Annotated in this window: 14 protein-coding genes; 13 read left to right on the forward strand and 1 reads right to left on the reverse strand. The window is 45.5% G+C overall.

What is annotated here, in order from left to right:
* The first annotated feature begins 293 nt into the window (after positions 1-293).
* From rsmG to HF322_RS00195, 8 genes are all read left to right on the forward strand, one after another.
* Positions 294-977, forward strand: coding sequence for a 16S rRNA (guanine(527)-N(7))-methyltransferase RsmG (rsmG, locus tag HF322_RS00160; protein WP_169391929.1), 684 nt, complete (start codon positions 294-296; stop codon positions 975-977).
* A 66-nt stretch (positions 978-1043) separates the two neighbouring features.
* On the forward strand, positions 1044-1844 hold the full coding sequence (locus HF322_RS00165; protein ID WP_169391382.1) for a ParA family protein: 801 nt from the start codon (positions 1044-1046) through the stop codon (positions 1842-1844).
* A gap of 81 nt (positions 1845-1925) precedes the next feature.
* Entirely contained in the window at positions 1926-3029 is a 1104-nt protein-coding gene (locus HF322_RS00170; protein ID WP_169391383.1) for a ParB/RepB/Spo0J family partition protein, read from the forward strand.
* 53 nt (positions 3030-3082) lie between these two features.
* Positions 3083-4876, forward strand: coding sequence for a lipid A export permease/ATP-binding protein MsbA (gene msbA / locus HF322_RS00175; RefSeq protein WP_169391384.1), 1794 nt, complete (start codon positions 3083-3085; stop codon positions 4874-4876).
* A gap of 18 nt (positions 4877-4894) precedes the next feature.
* On the forward strand, positions 4895-6007 hold the full coding sequence (lpxK, locus tag HF322_RS00180; RefSeq protein WP_169391385.1) for a tetraacyldisaccharide 4'-kinase: 1113 nt from the start codon (positions 4895-4897) through the stop codon (positions 6005-6007).
* Between the two features lie 21 nt (positions 6008-6028).
* Entirely contained in the window at positions 6029-6874 is an 846-nt protein-coding gene (gene kdsB, locus HF322_RS00185; RefSeq protein ID WP_169391386.1) for a 3-deoxy-manno-octulosonate cytidylyltransferase, read from the forward strand.
* Between the two features lie 29 nt (positions 6875-6903).
* A complete protein-coding gene (locus tag HF322_RS00190) occupies positions 6904-8004 on the forward strand; it encodes a DNA polymerase III subunit delta' (protein ID WP_169391387.1) in 1101 nt (366 codons plus the stop codon).
* A gap of 53 nt (positions 8005-8057) precedes the next feature.
* A complete protein-coding gene (locus HF322_RS00195) occupies positions 8058-8405 on the forward strand; it encodes a PilZ domain-containing protein (protein WP_169391388.1) in 348 nt (115 codons plus the stop codon).
* A 106-nt stretch (positions 8406-8511) separates the two neighbouring features.
* Here the strand turns inward: HF322_RS00195 and HF322_RS00200 are convergent, their stop codons facing one another.
* Positions 8512-9798 carry an acetyl-CoA C-acetyltransferase gene (locus HF322_RS00200; protein WP_169391930.1) on the reverse strand — a complete coding sequence of 429 codons (1287 nt, stop codon included), beginning with the start codon at positions 9796-9798 and terminating at the stop codon, positions 8512-8514.
* Positions 9799-11108: 1310 nt separating this feature from the next.
* Between HF322_RS00200 and HF322_RS00205 the strand changes: the two genes are divergently transcribed.
* The 5 genes from HF322_RS00205 (at position 11109) to HF322_RS00225 (ending at position 17360) form a co-directional block, all read left to right on the forward strand.
* Positions 11109-12509 carry a 3-oxoacyl-ACP reductase gene (locus HF322_RS00205; RefSeq protein WP_169391389.1) on the forward strand — a complete coding sequence of 467 codons (1401 nt, stop codon included), beginning with the start codon at positions 11109-11111 and terminating at the stop codon, positions 12507-12509.
* 364 nt (positions 12510-12873) lie between these two features.
* Positions 12874-13824: a MaoC family dehydratase gene (locus HF322_RS00210; RefSeq protein WP_169391390.1), complete on the forward strand. Its 951-nt coding sequence runs from the start codon at positions 12874-12876 to the stop codon at positions 13822-13824.
* 98 nt (positions 13825-13922) lie between these two features.
* On the forward strand, positions 13923-14495 hold the full coding sequence (locus tag HF322_RS00215) for a beta-lactamase hydrolase domain-containing protein (RefSeq protein WP_169391391.1): 573 nt from the start codon (positions 13923-13925) through the stop codon (positions 14493-14495).
* A gap of 61 nt (positions 14496-14556) precedes the next feature.
* Positions 14557-15876 (forward strand): serine hydrolase, encoded by a 1320-nt coding sequence (locus tag HF322_RS00220; RefSeq protein WP_219848132.1) that lies wholly within the window; start codon positions 14557-14559, stop codon positions 15874-15876.
* 233 nt (positions 15877-16109) lie between these two features.
* Complete coding sequence (locus tag HF322_RS00225) at positions 16110-17360, forward strand: FAD-binding oxidoreductase (RefSeq protein WP_169391392.1); 1251 nt, start codon at positions 16110-16112, stop codon at positions 17358-17360.
* Positions 17361-17389 lie beyond the last annotated feature (29 nt).

Consider the following 17389-nt stretch of genomic DNA (forward strand, 5'->3'; position numbering starts at 1 on the left):
AAAATAAGGTTTGAAAAAAAATAAGACAAGACAATGAATAGGAAAACGAATATTGCTTGGATTAAACTAAGAATACCTGCGCTCAAAAAATTGCACGGTTTAACACCACTTTTAATTTGAGCACAGGATAAGTTTACCCGCTTTTTTTGACAATGGCGTGATCGTCAGTCGCTTGATTGATAAAGGCTTAGACATTGGGGCAATCTGCAACTATTCAATAGCGCGCCGCCATGATAAAATACGCGGTTTACATGCCCATTTTGGCAAGCGATGATGACAACTCAGAGGTTAAAATGACTGATAACCAAAATTTGACCGCAGCTTTTAGCTTTGCCAAGATTGGGTCGCAAGTGCCGTCGTTATTAGCCACGCTTACCAAGGCGGTCGCCGACTTAGGGTTATCGCTTAGCGAGCAGCAGTTTGGGCAATTGCTTAAATATCTAGATGGCTTGCTGCTTTGGAGCAAAGCGTATAATCTGACTGCCATCACGCGCCCTGAAGACGCTTTGGTAAAGCACCTCATCGATTGCTTGGCGATTATACCAAAATTACCGTCAGGGGATTTGTTAGATATTGGTACAGGAGCGGGGCTGCCATCGGTGATTATTGCCATTTGTGAACCCAATCGCCTTTGTACCGCGCTTGATAGCAACCAAAAAAAAATTCGTTTTATTAAGCAAATTGCTAGTGAAATTGGGCTTGATAATATCATTCCGGTTGCCGCAAGGATTGAGGCGCATTCAGGAAGCTATGAGGTGATTACCTCGCGCGCGTTTGCAAGCCTTGATGATTTTGTTGCTGCGGCCGCGCCTTATTTAAAACCAAAAGGTAAGCTTTGTGCGATGAAAGGTAAAGCCCCACTTTTGGAGGAAATCTGTGCGCTTGAGCAAGATTGGCAACTCACCACGATTCAGCTTTTGGTACCAAACTTAAATGACAGTCGCCATTTGATTGAATTATCCCCAAAAAATGACTAAGCTTACAGCATAAAAAAGGCGGCTTAAAAAATCGCCTCCAAACCAGCTTTTAACTTGAGTAAATGTATGGAAATCATTGCCATTGCCAACCAAAAAGGCGGAGTGGGAAAGACCACCACAGCGGTAAATTTAGCAGCAAGCCTCGCGGCGCGAAAAAAACGCGTTTTGCTTATCGATCTTGACCCGCAAGGCAATGCTACCACGGGAACGGGTGTCGATAAAAACAGCCTTGAGCAAACGATGGCGGATGTGTTACTCGATGGCGTACCGCTAAGTGACGCTATTCACCAAAGTCCGGCAGGATTTGACGTGATCGGTGCCAATCGGGAACTGGCGGGCATGGACATCACGCTTATGGGGCAAGCCAACAGCCATGAGTTGATGAAAAATGCGATGTCAGCGCTCATTGAGTTTCAAAAAAGCGTGGGGAAAAAGGGCTATGATTTTGTGATTATGGACTGCGCCCCAAGTTTGAATTTGCTGACCATTAATGCTTTGGTGGCAACTGATGGCGTGATTATCCCCATGCAATGCGAATATTACGCGCTTGAAGGCTTGGCAGATTTGTCGCAAACCATTGATAGATTGACAGAATTAAATCCCAAATTGCACATTCGCGGCGTGGTCAGAACGCTGTTTGATGCCAGAAACACGCTTGCCAATGATGTCTCAAACGAGCTTGAAGCGCATTTTGGCAATATCATGTATAAAACGCACATTCCAAGAAATATTCGCTTGGCAGAAGCGCCGGCTCACGGTATGCCAGTGCTTGCCTTTGAAAAACGCTCAAAAGGCGCTGAGGCGTATCAAAAGCTTGCTAATGAAGTCTTAAAACAAAGTAAAGCGTTAAAAAATAGCAGCTTTTAAGCAATCACTAGTATTGATGGCTTGGTTAATAACTTAAAAAGCGATAAAAGTTTCGATTATTGGTATTGAGGATAGGTAATCATGGCGAAAAAAAGAGGGTTGGCCGCCAATCGAGGCTTAGATGCCTTACTTGGGTCAATCAAAAAAGAGAAGCAAATTGCCGCCACTGCACTTCAAGGCGATGCGCTCAGCCATGCCAATTCTAACCCTTCAGATGCGTTGGTCGAGCCTGACGACCAAAGCGCGCCTCAAAATCTATCCCAGCAAGCACCGTCTGAAAGTGAAGCTACAAGCCAAAATGAAAAAACGGCAGCTCGCAATGGCAGGTCACCGCGAGCCATCAAAGCGCGAAGCCAAGATTTGGCAGAAGACCAAGTCAGCTTGATCCAAATTGACGTTCAGCGTTTGCAAGCGGGTAAGTATCAGCCGCGCCGCGATATGAGCGAAACGGCGCTCAAAGAGCTTGCCGCGTCGATCGAGCAACACGGCATTATGCAGCCGATTGTCATCAGACCGCTACTGGCTCGCGAAGATAAAAGCCATGATGACGTCACTCATGAAATTATCGCAGGCGAGCGGCGCTGGCGAGCGGCAAAAATGGCGGGAAACTTGGTCATTCCGGCGATTGAGCGTGCGCTTTCTGACGAGCTTGCCATTGCTTTAGCGCTTATTGAAAACATCCAACGCGAAGACTTATCCGTCATTGAGCAAGCCGCTGCTTTACAGCGTTTTCATACCGAATTTGGCATGAGTCACGCCATGATTGCCGATGTGGTTGGCAAAGCGCGAACGACGGTATCAAACTTACTCAGGCTCAATCAGCTTCATGAAACGGTCAAAGACCATTTGGCAACCAATGCGTTAGATATGGGGCATGCGCGAACTTTGCTTGCGTTATCGCTCGATCAGCAGCCCATCATTGCCCAAAAGATCATCGATGGCGGTATGACCGTTCGTGATGCCGAGCGTTTGGTAAAGTCAATATTGCAACCAGAAGCTAAGCCTGCGTCCGAAAAAGTCCGCCGCAACCGCGATACTGAGCGCTTAATTGAGCGCTTAACCGAAACTTTAGGCGCTGAGGTGAAACTCAAACATAAAAAAGACGGTCAAGGCAGCGTTGAGATCTTTTTTCAAAGCGCCGAGGAGCTTTCAGCGTTGATCGCTCATTTGGGCGTGAATGATTAGCCATTATGGCTGCTTTGACTTTGCTGTAACTTGAATGCTACTTTGAGGCTTTTATGCGCCATTCTTATTCTAAAAAGCCCCAAGAGGTAAAACCGTCTTCAGATGGCATTGCACTCATCCCTATAGCGCCGCCCAAACGCCAAACCTTGCTGCGGTTATTAAGCTATCTAAAGCCGTATTGGTGGGCGATTGCGTTAACCATTTTAGGCTTTGCCATCAATGCCGCCACCGAGATTTGGATTGCCAAGCTTTTACAATTTATCACCGATGCCATCAATAGCAATGACCAAAGTAAGCAAGACTGGTTCCCAGCGCTGATTGTGATTTTATTTTTTGTTCGCGGGGTTGGCAGTTTTTTAGGGAATTATTATTCCGCGCTCGTGTCGCGCAATTTGGTTTATGAGCTTCGCGTTGAGATTTTTAACAAACTTTTAAGACTGCCAAGTGCCTTTTATTTGGTCAATCCTGCCGGAACCATTTCTTCCAAACTGATTTTTGATGTCGAGCAAGTCACCGCCGCCAGCACTGAGTCGATGAAAACGGTACTTCGCGATGGCTTAACCGTCATTGGCTTGATTGGCTTTTTGTTTTATAGCAATTGGCGTTTGACGCTCATTTTATTTGTGGTGTTGCCGCCGATTTTGTGGTTGATTCAAAAGGCGTCCAAGCGCTATTTAAAGTTGTCCAAAGGCATTCAAGAAACGATGGGCGATGTCAGCCACATCACTAATGAGGTCATCGGCGGCTATCACGTGGTCAAAAACTATGGCGGTCAAGACTACGAGGCGCGCCGATTTGATGCCAGCTCCAAAAAGAACTTGCGCCAAGGCATGAAAGTGGTCGTGACCAATAGCATCAATACGCCTGCCGTTCAATTGCTTATGGCAATGGCAATGGCGGTGGTCGTTTGGCTGGCGTTGCGACCGGCAGTGATTGATAACATTTCGGCAGGGGAATTTATCTCGTACATTGCTGCCGCAGGGCTTTTGAGCAAGCCGGTTCGCTCGTTAACCGATGTCAACCAAAAATTGCAAAAAGGCATTGCGGCAGGGGAGTCAATATTTGCGCTGCTTGATGAGCCTGAAGAGCAAGACAGCGGTATTTTAAACCCCGAAATCTTGGGCGCAATCGGCTTTGATGATGTCAGTTTGATTTATCCGGACAAAACGGTCGCGCTGCAAGACTTTACCCTTGATATTAAAGCGGGCGAGACTATTGCATTAGTTGGGCGCTCAGGTGCGGGCAAGTCCTCACTGGTTAATTTACTGACCCGAACGCTTAGCACGACCACCGGTCAAATTACGATTGATGGTCTGCCGATTGAAGACATCACCTTGCAATGCTTGCGATCACAAATTGCAATGGTCAATCAGCAAGTTGTTTTATTTAACACCACGGTTTTTAACAATATTGCTTATGGCAGCCTTGCCAATAAATCGCAAGCGGAAGTTGAGCAAGCGGCAAAAGATGCCTTTGCCCATGAGTTTATTATGCAATTGCCGCAAGGTTATCAAAGCCAAGTGGGGGCAGAGGGGTTGCAATTGTCCGGCGGTCAACGTCAACGGTTATCCATTGCCCGAGCGCTGCTTAAAGACGCGCCGATTTTGATTTTGGATGAAGCCACAAGCGCCCTTGATAATGAATCAGAGCATTATATTCAAAAAGCGCTCAATAATGTGATGAAAAACCGAACGACGCTGGTGATTGCGCACCGCTTAACCACTATTGAATCTGCTGATCGAATCGCTGTGATGGACGCTGGTCGCATGGTTGAGCTTGGAACGCACGAGGAGCTGATTGCCAAACGTGGCATCTACGCGCAAATGTATGCCCGCGATTTTGAATAATGGCGCGAGGAGCAGCAAATGAGCTTGGAGACGCAACTCACCAACGCTTGGCAAAATAAAGCGATTTGGCTTTGGCTTCTGCTGCCTTTATCTTGGCTTTATGGCGCAATCAGTTGGCTTCGGCGAAAGCTTTATCAAAGTGGCATTTTTGCAAGCTACCGCGCTCCCGTTCCGGTGATGGTGATTGGCAATATCACCGTTGGGGGCAGTGGCAAAACGCCTTTAATCATCAGCCTTGTGCAATATCTACAAAAAAAGCAGATTAGCGTTGGCGTGATTAGCCGTGGCTACGGCGGCAATTCAGAAAAAATGCCTATGTTAGTCACCAAAACCAGCTTGCCCAGTGACGCAGGTGACGAGCCGTGTTTGATTGCAGCGATAACAGGCGCGCCTATTGCCGTTTGTCCCAATCGTAAGCAAGCGATTGAAACGCTGCTGACGGCGCATCCTGATATTCAGCTGATTATTGCCGATGATGGCTTGCAGCATTTGGCATTGTGCCGCGATATTGAGTGGATAGTGGTCGATGCGGCGCGCGGCTTTGGCAACAAGCAGCTGCTACCAACCGGATTTTTGCGCGAGCCATTGTCACGATTAAAAGATGCCACCGTCATTTATCATCAAAAACCGAATGCTACTATCAGCAGTAAAAAAAACATTAATGATAAGCTGACGATGACCTTGCTTCCGAGTCAGTTGGTTCCGGTTTTAGCGTTATCCGATATGACGATTGCCACTCAAAATAACTTACTTCAGCAATTACCACCAAATATGGGCGATAGCGTTTATGCCGTCAGTGGTATCGGTTATCCCAAACGTTTTTTTAATACCTTAACCGCCTTGGGATTTAGCGTGATTGAGCAGCCATTTCCTGATCATCACGATTTTAGCTTGGCTGATTTGTACCAATTTGAGCAGCAACCGATAGTGATCACCAGTAAAGATGCCATAAAAATCCGTGTGTTATTATTAAGAACTCTGCAAAGCCATCAGAACAATCCAGCAGAATTAACCAAGCTCTTAGCGCTGATTGAACGACTTTGGGAACTTCCCGTTACGGCTAAATTAAGCCCAAACTGCTATGATGTTTTGCAAAAAGAACTGTCAGCTTTTTCTATCACCTTAACTTAAAACCTTTCATCGGAGCGGCTGATGACAACCAAAGCGCCAACCAACAAAGCGCCAACCAACAAAGCAATAGCCAAAACGCATATCGTCATTCCGGCACGCTTCCAAAGCTCGCGCCTCCCTGGAAAGCCGCTACTTGATATTCACGGCAAGCCCATGATTTTATGGGTGGCGCAAAAAGCGCAAATGGCAGATTTTGCTGATGATTTGTGCATTGCCACCGATGATGATCGCATCGCCAATGTTTGCCGCAATTTCGGATTTGACGTTGTGATGACCAAAGACAGTCACGCGACTGGAACAGACAGGCTTGCTGAAGTTGCCGCGATCAAAGGTTGGAGTGATAATGATATCGTCATTAACATGCAAGGCGATGAGCCGCTTGTCCCGCCGCTGTTACTTGCTCAAGTTCAATCGCTGCTCATCAACGATAACGATAGCGTGATGGCAACGCTTTATGAGCCGATTGAGAATAAAGACAGCTTTTTACGACCGTCTGTGGTGAAAGTCGTGAAGGCAAACATTCATCAAAACGAGCGCGCGTTGTACTTTAGCCGAGCGCCAATTCCATGCGATCGTGATAACGTTATGGGACTAAAATCTGCCGCCAGCGTTCCCAAAAATGCTTATCGCCATCTTGGGCTTTATGCGTATCGCGTCAGCTTATTAAAGCAGTTTGTCACTTGGGAGCAAACCCCGCTTGAGGTGCTTGAAAGCTTAGAGCAGCTGCGCATTTTAGAACATGGCGGTCAAATTGCCATTGCTAAGGCCAAAAAACAGCTTCCTGCAGGCGTGGATACGGCTGAGGATTTGGCAAGGCTTAATGCGATGCCACTTGCCAAGTTTTTAAGTGTTGTTCAAGAAAAATAGCTTCAGTAAAATTTGGAAACAGAGCTGATATGCAAAACCAAGCCGCCCCAACCAGCGCCATCTACTTTGCGCCATTACTGCCCTGGCAGAGCACGCTTTGGGAGCAAATGACCACGCGCGCGCAGCATCCTGATAAGCCGCTACCGCACGCGATGCTTGCGGCCGGAATGAGTGGGTTAGGCAAGCGCGCGTTTATTTGGCGGCTAACCGCTTGGCTGCTTTGCAATCAGCGCGGCAATCATCCAATGGGCGCTTGTGGTCATTGCGAAAGCTGTCATTGGCTCAAATCAGGAACGCACCCTAATTTGCAAGTACTGCCGCGTGCCAGTTTACCTTGTGATCCTCAAGAACCTGTAACAACGACCAACGATGACAGTAGCAAAAAAGTCACCAAGCCCAAAGACAGCACCATCAAAGTTGATGATATCCGCGCCATTCAGCCGTTTATTTATCAAGGTGGTCAAGGGCTAAAAATTTGCGTCATTGACAACGCTGAGCAAATGACGATCGCTGCGGCAAATGCGCTGCTAAAAACGCTTGAAGAACCGCAATCGTTTGTACATTTATTACTCATTACCGATTTCAAAGCCAAGTTATTACCGACCATCAACAGCCGATTGCAGCAGCTTCCCATTCAGCGTATCGACCCTGAGGTTGCGCTAGATTTTGTTCAGCGCAGCCTAGGTGGTGTCATTCAAAAAGAAGCGGTAAATTCAGCTCAAATTCAGCAGCTGCTTACGATTTCTCGCGGTGCGCCACTATCAGCAATGACGCTTGCGCAATCACCTTGGTATGGCAAGCGCGCGCTTTGGTTAACCACTTGGCAAGCTTTATTTAGTAACAAGCGTAGCGCGATTGCCGCGAGCGATTATTGGCAAAAAGAGGTTAGCCTAACTGACTTTATTCAATTGTCAGAATTGATGATTGGCGATATTCAAAGCTGTTTACTTAGCTTGCCCGTGCTTCAGCAAGACATTGATTTTCAATCTGTTTTACAACATCATCAACCAAGCTTTGATGACATTTCTGCGCTATTATCAGAACTGAATGCCATAAAAATTGCCCTTCAACAAAATGTGCAAGAAAAAGTCGCTTATGATAAGCTGATGGCGCAATTGGCAGCGTTTTAAGCCGTTAATAAATTTGATTGTCAAATCATAAAATAACCCTAAAGGAGTAAATGATGGCAATGCCGGGTCGCGGCGGGGTGCTTACCTGCCATATTGAAGACATTCCAACACTTTACGCCAGCTATTTGTCTTTTGTAGACAATGGCGCGTTATTTGTACCCTCAGAGCGACCGCAAACGCTTGGCGCAGAGGTTTTTATTGCCGTCACGCTTCCAGGATCAAGCGAGCGCTTACCCATGAATGGCAAAGTGGTTTGGATCAATCATAAATCCCAAGCCAACCGTCCTGCTGGGTTTGCGGTTCAAATTGGCACGGATGTGGCAGGACTTAAGATCAAAAATGAAGTTGAGCGCTTACTTGCTGGTAAAACAGAAGGGCTACAAGCGACGTATACCATGTGATATTCCTCTATATTTTTAGCCTAAAAATAACGCAAAAAAAGTGGGCGATAGTTTTGCCCACTTTTTATAGTTAATCGTGATGAGTCATGACTTAATTAGCGACTACTTATTTTTCCAAGATACAAGTCACGCCTTGACCGCCAGCGGCGCAAATCGAAATTAGCGCTCGACCTGAGCCTTTTTGGTCTAAAAGCTTGGCAGCCGTGGCTAAAATGCGACCGCCTGTAGCGGCAAACGGGTGACCCGCGGCAAGTGATGAACCATTAACGTTAAGCTTATCGCGATCAATGCTACCAAGCGGCGCATCAAGCCCTAAGCGCTCTTTACAAAAGGTCTCATCTTCCCAAGCGGCAAGCGTGGACAGTACTTGTGAGGCAAAGGCTTCATGAATTTCATAAAAATCAAAGTCTTGTAAGCTAAGTCCTGCGCGCTCAAGCATTCTTGGAACGGCGTAAGCGGGCGCCATTAAAAGACCTTCTTTTTCACCCGATTTGCCAATAAAGTCGACGGCAGCGGTTTCTTGATGGGTGATATAGGCTAACGCCTTAAGTCCGCGAGCTTCTGCCCAGTCCTCATTAGCCAGCAGCACAACCGACGCGCCATCGGTCAGCGGCGTTGAGTTTGCTGCGGTCATCGTTGGGTTGGCGTTATCTTTACCAAACGCAGGCTTTAATTTGCCCATTTTTTCAAGAGTTGAGTCAGGGCGCAGGTTGTCATCACGCGTCAAACCCTTGTAAGGGGTAATTAAGTCGTCAAAAAAGCCGTCATCGTAAGCGCGAGCGAGATTTTTATGGCTGTTAAATGCAAGCTTATCTTGGTTCTCGCGGCTGATGTTCCACTCTAAAGTTGTAATGGCTTGGTGCTCACCCATCGACAGCCCCGTTCTTGGCTCACCATTTTGTGGGGTGTCAATCAGCTCTTTTGGGTTTAGGCTTAACAGTGCTTTTAAGCGCTCTTTGTTGTTTTTGGCAGCCCCTAGTTTTAAGATAACTTTACGAAGCCCATCACCAATGGCAATTGGCGCATCTGAGGTGGTATCCACGCCGCCGGTGATCGCTGAGTCGATGATGCCAAGGGCAATTTTGTTTGCCGATGCAAACGTTGCTTGCAATCCGGTTGCGCAAGCTTGCGAGATATCATAAGCGGGCGTGTGCGGGTCAAGAGCAGTATTGAGCGCGGACTCGCGAGTTAAGTTTAAATCGCGGCTGAGCTTTAACACCGCGCCTGCAACCACTTCACCGACTTTTTCGTCTTGCAAATTAAAGCGCTCAATCAAGCCATTAAGCGCGGCGGTAAGCATATCAATGTTACTGGCATCACTATAAGCGCCATTTGAGCGGGCAAATGGAATGCGGTTACCGCCAATGATGGCAACGCGGTGCTGACCGGAAATTAGTTTGCTTGGTGCTGAGTTTTGTTTTTGAGTATTTGTTTTAGCGGCTTTGTTGTCTTGGCTATCTTCTTGATCGTCTTGTTGATTTTGCTCAGCTTTTTCGCCGTTATCTTGATTGTCATCGCTTTGGGCGTTATCAGTTTTTGACGTTGAAGCTTCGTTATTGTCGGCGTCACTGGCTTTTTTATCAGCTTTGTTTTGATCTGATTTTGACCCTTCTTTTTGATCATCATTTAAATTTTCTTGCAATTCGGAAACGCCTGTTTGCTGACCTTCCGTAGTTGCCTCATTTTGATTTTTAGAATCTTGCTCTTGTTGGTCTTGAGCATTGTCTTTTGATTGGCTATCAGGTTTAGTAGCGTCTTGGTCTTGGTCTTGGTCTTGGTCTTGGTTACGGGTTACTGATTTTGAAACGTTATCCGCATTTTCATCACTTGATGCTGCGGTTACTTTGGTGTCATCAGTCGCTGTGTCTTCTTGTTTTTCGCGAGCGAGGTCATCAGCAAGGCGTGCTTTTTTGGCGGCATCGCTGTCATCGTCATTATTGTTTTGGTTAACCGGATTGCCATCTGCGTCAACGATTGCCGTGGCGCGGGCAAGCTCAGCAATAGAGTCAAAATGCGCGTCAGTATCTTGGTCGTTATTTTGCGCAGTGTTCAGCTCATTTTGATAATCTGAAGCAGGTTCTGAGCCTTTTAATACCGTAGTTTCAACGATTGGGCTATTTTTTTTATCGCTCATTATAGTGTCCTTAAAAATTTATCAACTTTAATTATTGGTGTTTTGCAAATCGTAAATCGATTTTTAGAGTGAGAAAAATCTTCTCTATCATAATCAAATTTTTTGCGACTTATTGTATGTCTTTAGCAAATCAGACCGCGGATTTATCAGCAGTTCAGTGAATGGCTATTTTAATTTATAATAATAAGTTATGAAAATCTTAAAAAATAATAACCATATTGAAATATTTTAGCATAAGCGCTAAGCTGATTAAGGCAAACAAGGTCATAAAAAAATAACTTGGCAGGTGACAAATCAGGCTGGACAAAGCAAGAAGGAACGCTGCAAAATCTATCAAAAGCAAAGCTTAATTGGCGAGATCGCTTTGATTTAAAATTACTTTGATTAAAAATCAGTTTGATTAAAGAGCGCTTTGATTAAAAAGTACTTAAATTAAATCACAAAAATTAAGTTACTAAATCGCAATAAAGTGGCAGCAAGCTATTCTTTATAATTGTTGGTTAGCTTGCCTTTATTACCGCCTATTTATAATAATTTATTTATAACAACTAACGCATTAGGAAAAAATTATGTCAGACCGTTATGGTGATTTTGTTCAGTCCTCAATCGGCAAAAAAGTGGCAAAAAATCTTGGTTTGCCGCTTCCTGTCGAGCTTGAGCGTTTTGAAAGTGGTCAGCGTTTGGTTCGCGGTAGTGTGCTGATAGGTCGCGCTAAGGGTGACGATCAAAGCTTAAGCTCTGCTGCTGCCAACATTTTATCGCAGCTTCAAGCAGAAGTTTTTGCAAATGCAGACGATAGCGTCAAAAGTGCGCTTGATGATGCGGGCATTTCAGCAAAACCCGTTGCAGATGATGATACCAAATTCAAAGTGCTACTTTTTGATGCCAGTAATGTCAAAAACACAGAAGATTTAAAGCAAGTTTACGAATTTTTTCACAAAGTTGCGCGCCGAGTCCAAGTTTCAGGACGCGTGATTGTTTTAGGAAGACCGCCTGAAGCCTTTGATGATATTGAAGCGGCGTTGTCACAGCGGGCGCTTGAAGGCTTTGTGCGCTCGGTAGGAAAAGAGTTTAAGCGCGGCATCACCGCCCAATTAATTTATGTAGCAAAAGGTGCTGAGCAAAATATTGACTCAACCTTGCGCTTTTTTACCTCGGCGCGATCAGCTTATGTGTCAGGGCAAGTGGTACGCGTTGGCGCAGGCAGTCATCTTGAGGTGGATTGGACGCAGCCGCTCAAAGGCAAAACCATGTTGGTTACGGGCGCCAGTCGCGGCATTGGCGAATCAATTGCCAAAGTGCTGGCTCGTGAGGGCGCTCATGTGATCGGTCTTGATGTTGAAAATCAAAAAGGCGACTTAAAAACAGTGATGGATGAGCTTAAAGGTACCGCGCTTTTTGTGGATATTACCAGCAACGATGCGGGTGAAAAAATTGCTGAAGCGGCAAAAGCTGCAGGCGGTCTTGATGCCATCATTCATAATGCCGGAATCACCCGCGATAAAACGCTTGCCAATATGGATGAGCAAAAGTGGGATTTGGTCATTAACATTAACCTTGCCAGCATCGCTAAAATCAATCGCTATTTGCTCGACAATAACGTATTAAATAAAGATGCTAGAATCGTTTGTGTGTCATCCATTTCAGGGATTGCCGGTAACATGGGTCAGACCAATTATGCGACCTCAAAAGCGGGCGTGATTGGGCTGGTTAATGCCACAGCAAAACAGCTTGAAAGCAAGGATAACGGCATGACCATCAATGCCGTTGCTCCAGGATTTATCGAAACCTCGATGACCGAAGCCATTCCTTTTGCCATTCGTGAAGCGGGTCGCCGAATGAACTCACTAAGTCAAGGCGGATTGCCAATTGACGTCGCTGAAACCATTGCTTGGCTTGCGTCTCCTGCCTCAGGCGGATTAAATGGCAATATCGTTCGCGTTTGCGGTCAAAGCTTGCTTGGTGCTTAACCTTGTCAGGGGTTAAATTTAATAATAGTTAATCTTCTGAATTAAAAAGAAAAATTTATTATCTGACATAAGTATTTACCAAAGAGTTGTTAATTTTCATAATAAAGCTGCCCAAAGGCGGCTTTTGTGTGTTACAACCTTATTTAATAAAATAAATTTGAACCACCTTTTTAAAAGCCAGCATCATAATTCAATCATATAATAAAGTTATAGTGAAAATAATTGGTTAGTATTCACGACATTTATTGATTAATTTTGTTAAACTTATGGGTCAAAATTTTGCGGCTTACCATTTATAGCTTTTAAAGTATCAGCGGTTGATTAGATAGCGGTTTGCTTATTTAAGCTTGATTTAGGATAGATTATGTCAGACAAACATTATGACGCGCTGCCAAAAGCGCACACCACTTATGCCAATATTATCAAAAGCTTATTGCCGATTGGCGACAATCCGCGAGCCAGTAAAGATGAGCTGCCACAAGCCACCTATTTTGTTGATAATTTGCACATTGACCAAAGCAACCTTGAAGACTATCGCAAGATTTGTGGTTTTAAAGCCGATGGCAAGGTGCCAGTGACTTATTTTGCGGTGTTGTCGCAAGCGTTGCAGATGAACATGATGGTTAAAGAGCCATTTCCATTTACCATGCTCGGATTGGTTCACGTTGAAAATAGCGTAACTCAATATCGGCAAATCGGTGAGCGCGAGACGGTTTCTATGGCGGTTCACTTTGCTAACCTTCGCGACCACGCTCAAGGTCAGCAGTTTGATTTTGTCACTCAAGTTAAGTCGCAAGATGACGTGATTTGGGAAGGCGTATCGACCTATTTGGCGCGTGGTAAAAAGCCAACTACCAGTAGCAACAAACCTAAAAAAGTCACGGTCAAGCCGTTGGTAGATGAAAAAGGCGTTCATAATGTCTTTGAAGTTCCAGAAGACATTGGTCGCCGTTATGCCTTTGTTTCAGGTGATTTTAACTTGATTCATTTGCACCCATTGTCCGCTAAAGCCTTTGGCTTTCCCAAAGCAATCGCTCATGGTATGTGGTCAAAAGCCAAATGCTTAGCCTTGATGGGGGAGTTGCCCGAAGCTTGCACCGCTGAAGTATCCTTTAAATTGCCGATTTTTTTACCCTCAGAAGTTGAGCTGATTGGCGAGCCGATTGACAAGTTAGAAAAGGTTGATGACAAATGCGTATTTGGGCTTTATAGCGCTAAAAATGACAAGCCGCATTTGGCAGGCGTGATTAAATTGATCGATAAAAAAGTTGCGGATGAGCATGTGATTGCTGATAGTGACGACGACAATTCATAAACACAGCAGTGAAATAAAGACCGGTTATCATAACTGGTCTTTTTATTTCTATCGTTTAATTATTTGTCCTTTTTAATACTGATATTAAGATGGTTATCATGACTAAAATCCAAAATCAACCACAAATTACCGATATAAATGCAGCGACCGCTTCACAAGAAAACCAAAACAAGTCGTCGCAAGACAGCCAAAGCTTTGATACCGACAGCTTTGATAGCGACAACGGCGTAGCGCTTGGCGAGGTATTGTCGCCGTATTTTCGTCCTGATGAACTCACGGTGGTTTGCGGGGCGCTTGATGAGGATAAAATAGAAGCCTTAGCAAAAGCAGGCATTGAGGCGGTGATTAATTTTCAGCCTGAAGATGAGCTGACTTTTGATGAAAAATCCGCCGTTCAAAACGCTGGAATGGCTTACGAAGCGCTACCAATTCGCGGGGCGGAAGACTTAAAACAGCTCAATATTTTGGCGCTTGATGGCATTTTGCGCAAGTATCATGGCAAAAAAATCACCATGCATTGCAAGTCTGGTAACCGCGTTGGCGCAGCAGCCGCGCTTCGGGCAGGCTGGCTTCGCGGTCGCAAGATGGATACGGCAATGGCGCGTGGTCGCAGTCATGGTTTAACAGGGCTTGAAGATGAGGTTTATAACCGCTTGTTGGTGCCAAGATAGTTTTTAAACCTATATTAGATTCTTGTTCATCGTTAATTTCAAATAATTTAAGAGTAAGTTCATGACCGCGTTACCAAATCGTATCATTCAAGACCGCTTGCAATCTTTATTAACCCAATTACAGCTTGATGATGTACCAGCGGGCGGGGCGGTGGTGGTTTATAAAGATGGCGTTTGTTTGGCAAGTGGGTCGGTAGGATTGGCGCGAGCGGGATTGCCTTGGCAGCCGGATACCTTATCGCTTAATTTTTCAGCGGGAAAAGGGATTTTGGCGACGCTGATTCATGTGCTCGTGTCAAACGGCATTTTGGAGTATGACGCGCCGATCAGCCGCTATTGGTCAGAGTTTGGCGTGAATGGCAAAGCAAAAATTACGCTTCGTGAGGTGCTATCGCATCAAGCCAATTTGTTTGCCATTACCAGTCTTGAGATTGATGCGCTTTCAATGATGAATTGGTCATTGATGATTAAGAAAGTCGCGGCAATGTCGCCTACCATTCCTGCGCCCATGCCCGATAGTCAAATGCCTTACGCTAGTGCTTACAGCGCGCTGATTTATGGTTGGGTGCTTGGTGGTTTGATTGAAGCGGCAACCCATCAACCTTTTCAGGACGTGCTTAAAACCTATTTGACCGAGCCTCTTGGTATTAGTAATTGCTGTTATTTTGGCGTACCAAGTAATAAGGTTAATCTTGTGGCAAAGCTGCCCAAAGATTTTGCGGCAGAGTCGCCTACCAAAAAACGCCGAAAGCCGGTACTAAAAACAGAAAGCGCAGAAACGCTTGCCACGTTTGAGCAGCTGCCAAGTTATGCGTGCTGGCAAGAACTTGCTGTTAAAAATGGCATTGCAAGTGAAGATAAACCGCTTAATACGGCGCAAATTAGCCGCTTATATTTTGACCAAAGTAAGCTTAATCTAAAAAATTATAAAGCGGCGCTCATTCCGAATGGCGCAGGGATTGATTATTACTCTCGTGATGCGCTGCAATCGGTGATGCCGGCGGTCAATGGCATTGCCAGTGCCAAAGCCCTTGCTATTATTTATGCGATGCTCGCAAGTGGCGGAAATTGGCAAGGTAAAACACTGATAGATAGCGCGACTTTTGCTAAATTATCAACGCCGCAAGTCGATGGTCAAGATGCCGTCATGCCAACGAACATGATGTGGCGGATGGGTTATCATCGATTGTTCCAAGTGTGTTCGCCCTCAAACGGTTTGGGATTTGGTCATATGGGCTACAACGGCGCGTCGGCATGGTGTGACCCCGAGCGCAATTTGTCGTTTGCCTTTGTGCATAATTTTGATGTGACGATGCTGACCGATATTCGCCAATTTGCCTTAACTGAGGCAGTAATCGCCATGGTTGATGAGTTGTTTTAAAACGTATAGCAGCCGTTTTTAACGTCACCTTGAATGGTAATAATGATTTTTGATACTAAATTAAATAACTAAAATTTAGTTTGATCGAAAATAATAGTTAAGAGAGGTTTATTAATTTTTTGATTAGCGTTACTATCACTATTTCTATATCGTAACGCAGCGGTCAACCAGCGCGGCGTTATTTTTTTTGGTAGCTTAATATCATAAGCTTAAAGTCATAAAAAGGGTCAGATATGCGCTATGATGTGATTGTAGTTGGGGCAGGAATGGTAGGAACATCCATTGCTTGGCATTTGCAAAAAAATGGCTCAAAGGTATTGCTGCTTGATAAAAAGCTGCCAGGGTCGGAAACGTCGTACGGTAACGCGGGGCTGATTCAGCGCGAGGCGGTGCACACCCATCCTTTTCCGCGCCAAGTGTCGGAGATTTTTCGTGTTCTGCCCAACCAAGGCACGGACATTCGCTATCGTCTGCCGGCGCTATTTCGCTATCATCAAGCGCTACTGCAGTATTGGAAATACTCAACGCCGCAGTCGGTTGCCAAAATTGAAAAAGAATGGCAAACCTTGATTGAGCATTGTACCCGCGAGCATCAAGTGATGATTGAAGCGTCCGGCGCGGATGAGTTGATTTCGCGTGATGGTTGGTTGCAGCTGCATCGCTCGGAGGAGACCCTAAAAGCGGCAATTGAGGCGGCGGTTCTTGACCAAGAAGTGGGCGTTGAGCATAAAGTGGTCAGCATTGAGGAGCTCAAAGCCTTAGAGCCAAATGCCAATTTTGATGATTTTGTTGGCGGGATTCATTGGCTGAACTCATGGCAGGTGTCAAATCCAAGTGCTTTGGTAAAAGCTTATGCCAAAAACTTTGAGGAGATTGGCGGCACGTTATTGACGCTTGATGTGACCGACCTTAAGCAAATCGATAGTGGCTGGCAAGTGACGACTGAAGGCGGCAAACAGTTTGAAGCGGACGATTTAGCAGTGGCGGCAGGACCGTGGTCAAACCATTTGATTAAACCATTAGGCTATGATTTACCGCTGTTCCCAATGCGCGGCTACCATCAGCATTTTATTATTAATCATAAAAACTCAATTCATCACAGCATGTTTGATATGGATAAAGGTTTTGTGATGGGACCGTTCCAACAAGGCATCCGCATCACCACGGGTGCTGAGATGACGTTGATGGAAGCGCCCAAAAACTTCGGTCAGCTTGAAACCGTGCTTAGATATGCGCGCCGGATTTTGCCGCTTGATGAGGCGGTGGAGTCCGAAGCTTGGGCAGGATCGCGACCTTGTATGCCAGACATGAAGCCAGTGATTGGTCGAGCGAGCAAACACGAGCATTTATGGTTTGCCTTTGGTCATAGCCATCAAGGTTTCACGCTTGGACCTGTAACCGGTCGGATTATGGAAGAGTTGATTCATAATAAACCGGTATTAGTTGATGTTGCGCCGTTTAATGCCGATCGTTTTGGTGATTAACCGTTAATAAAAAAGCGGCTACCGAAGTC

It is taken from the genome of Psychrobacter sp. MF31 (assembly GCF_012847335.1).
In the GTDB taxonomy this organism is placed as follows: domain Bacteria; phylum Pseudomonadota; class Gammaproteobacteria; order Pseudomonadales; family Moraxellaceae; genus Psychrobacter.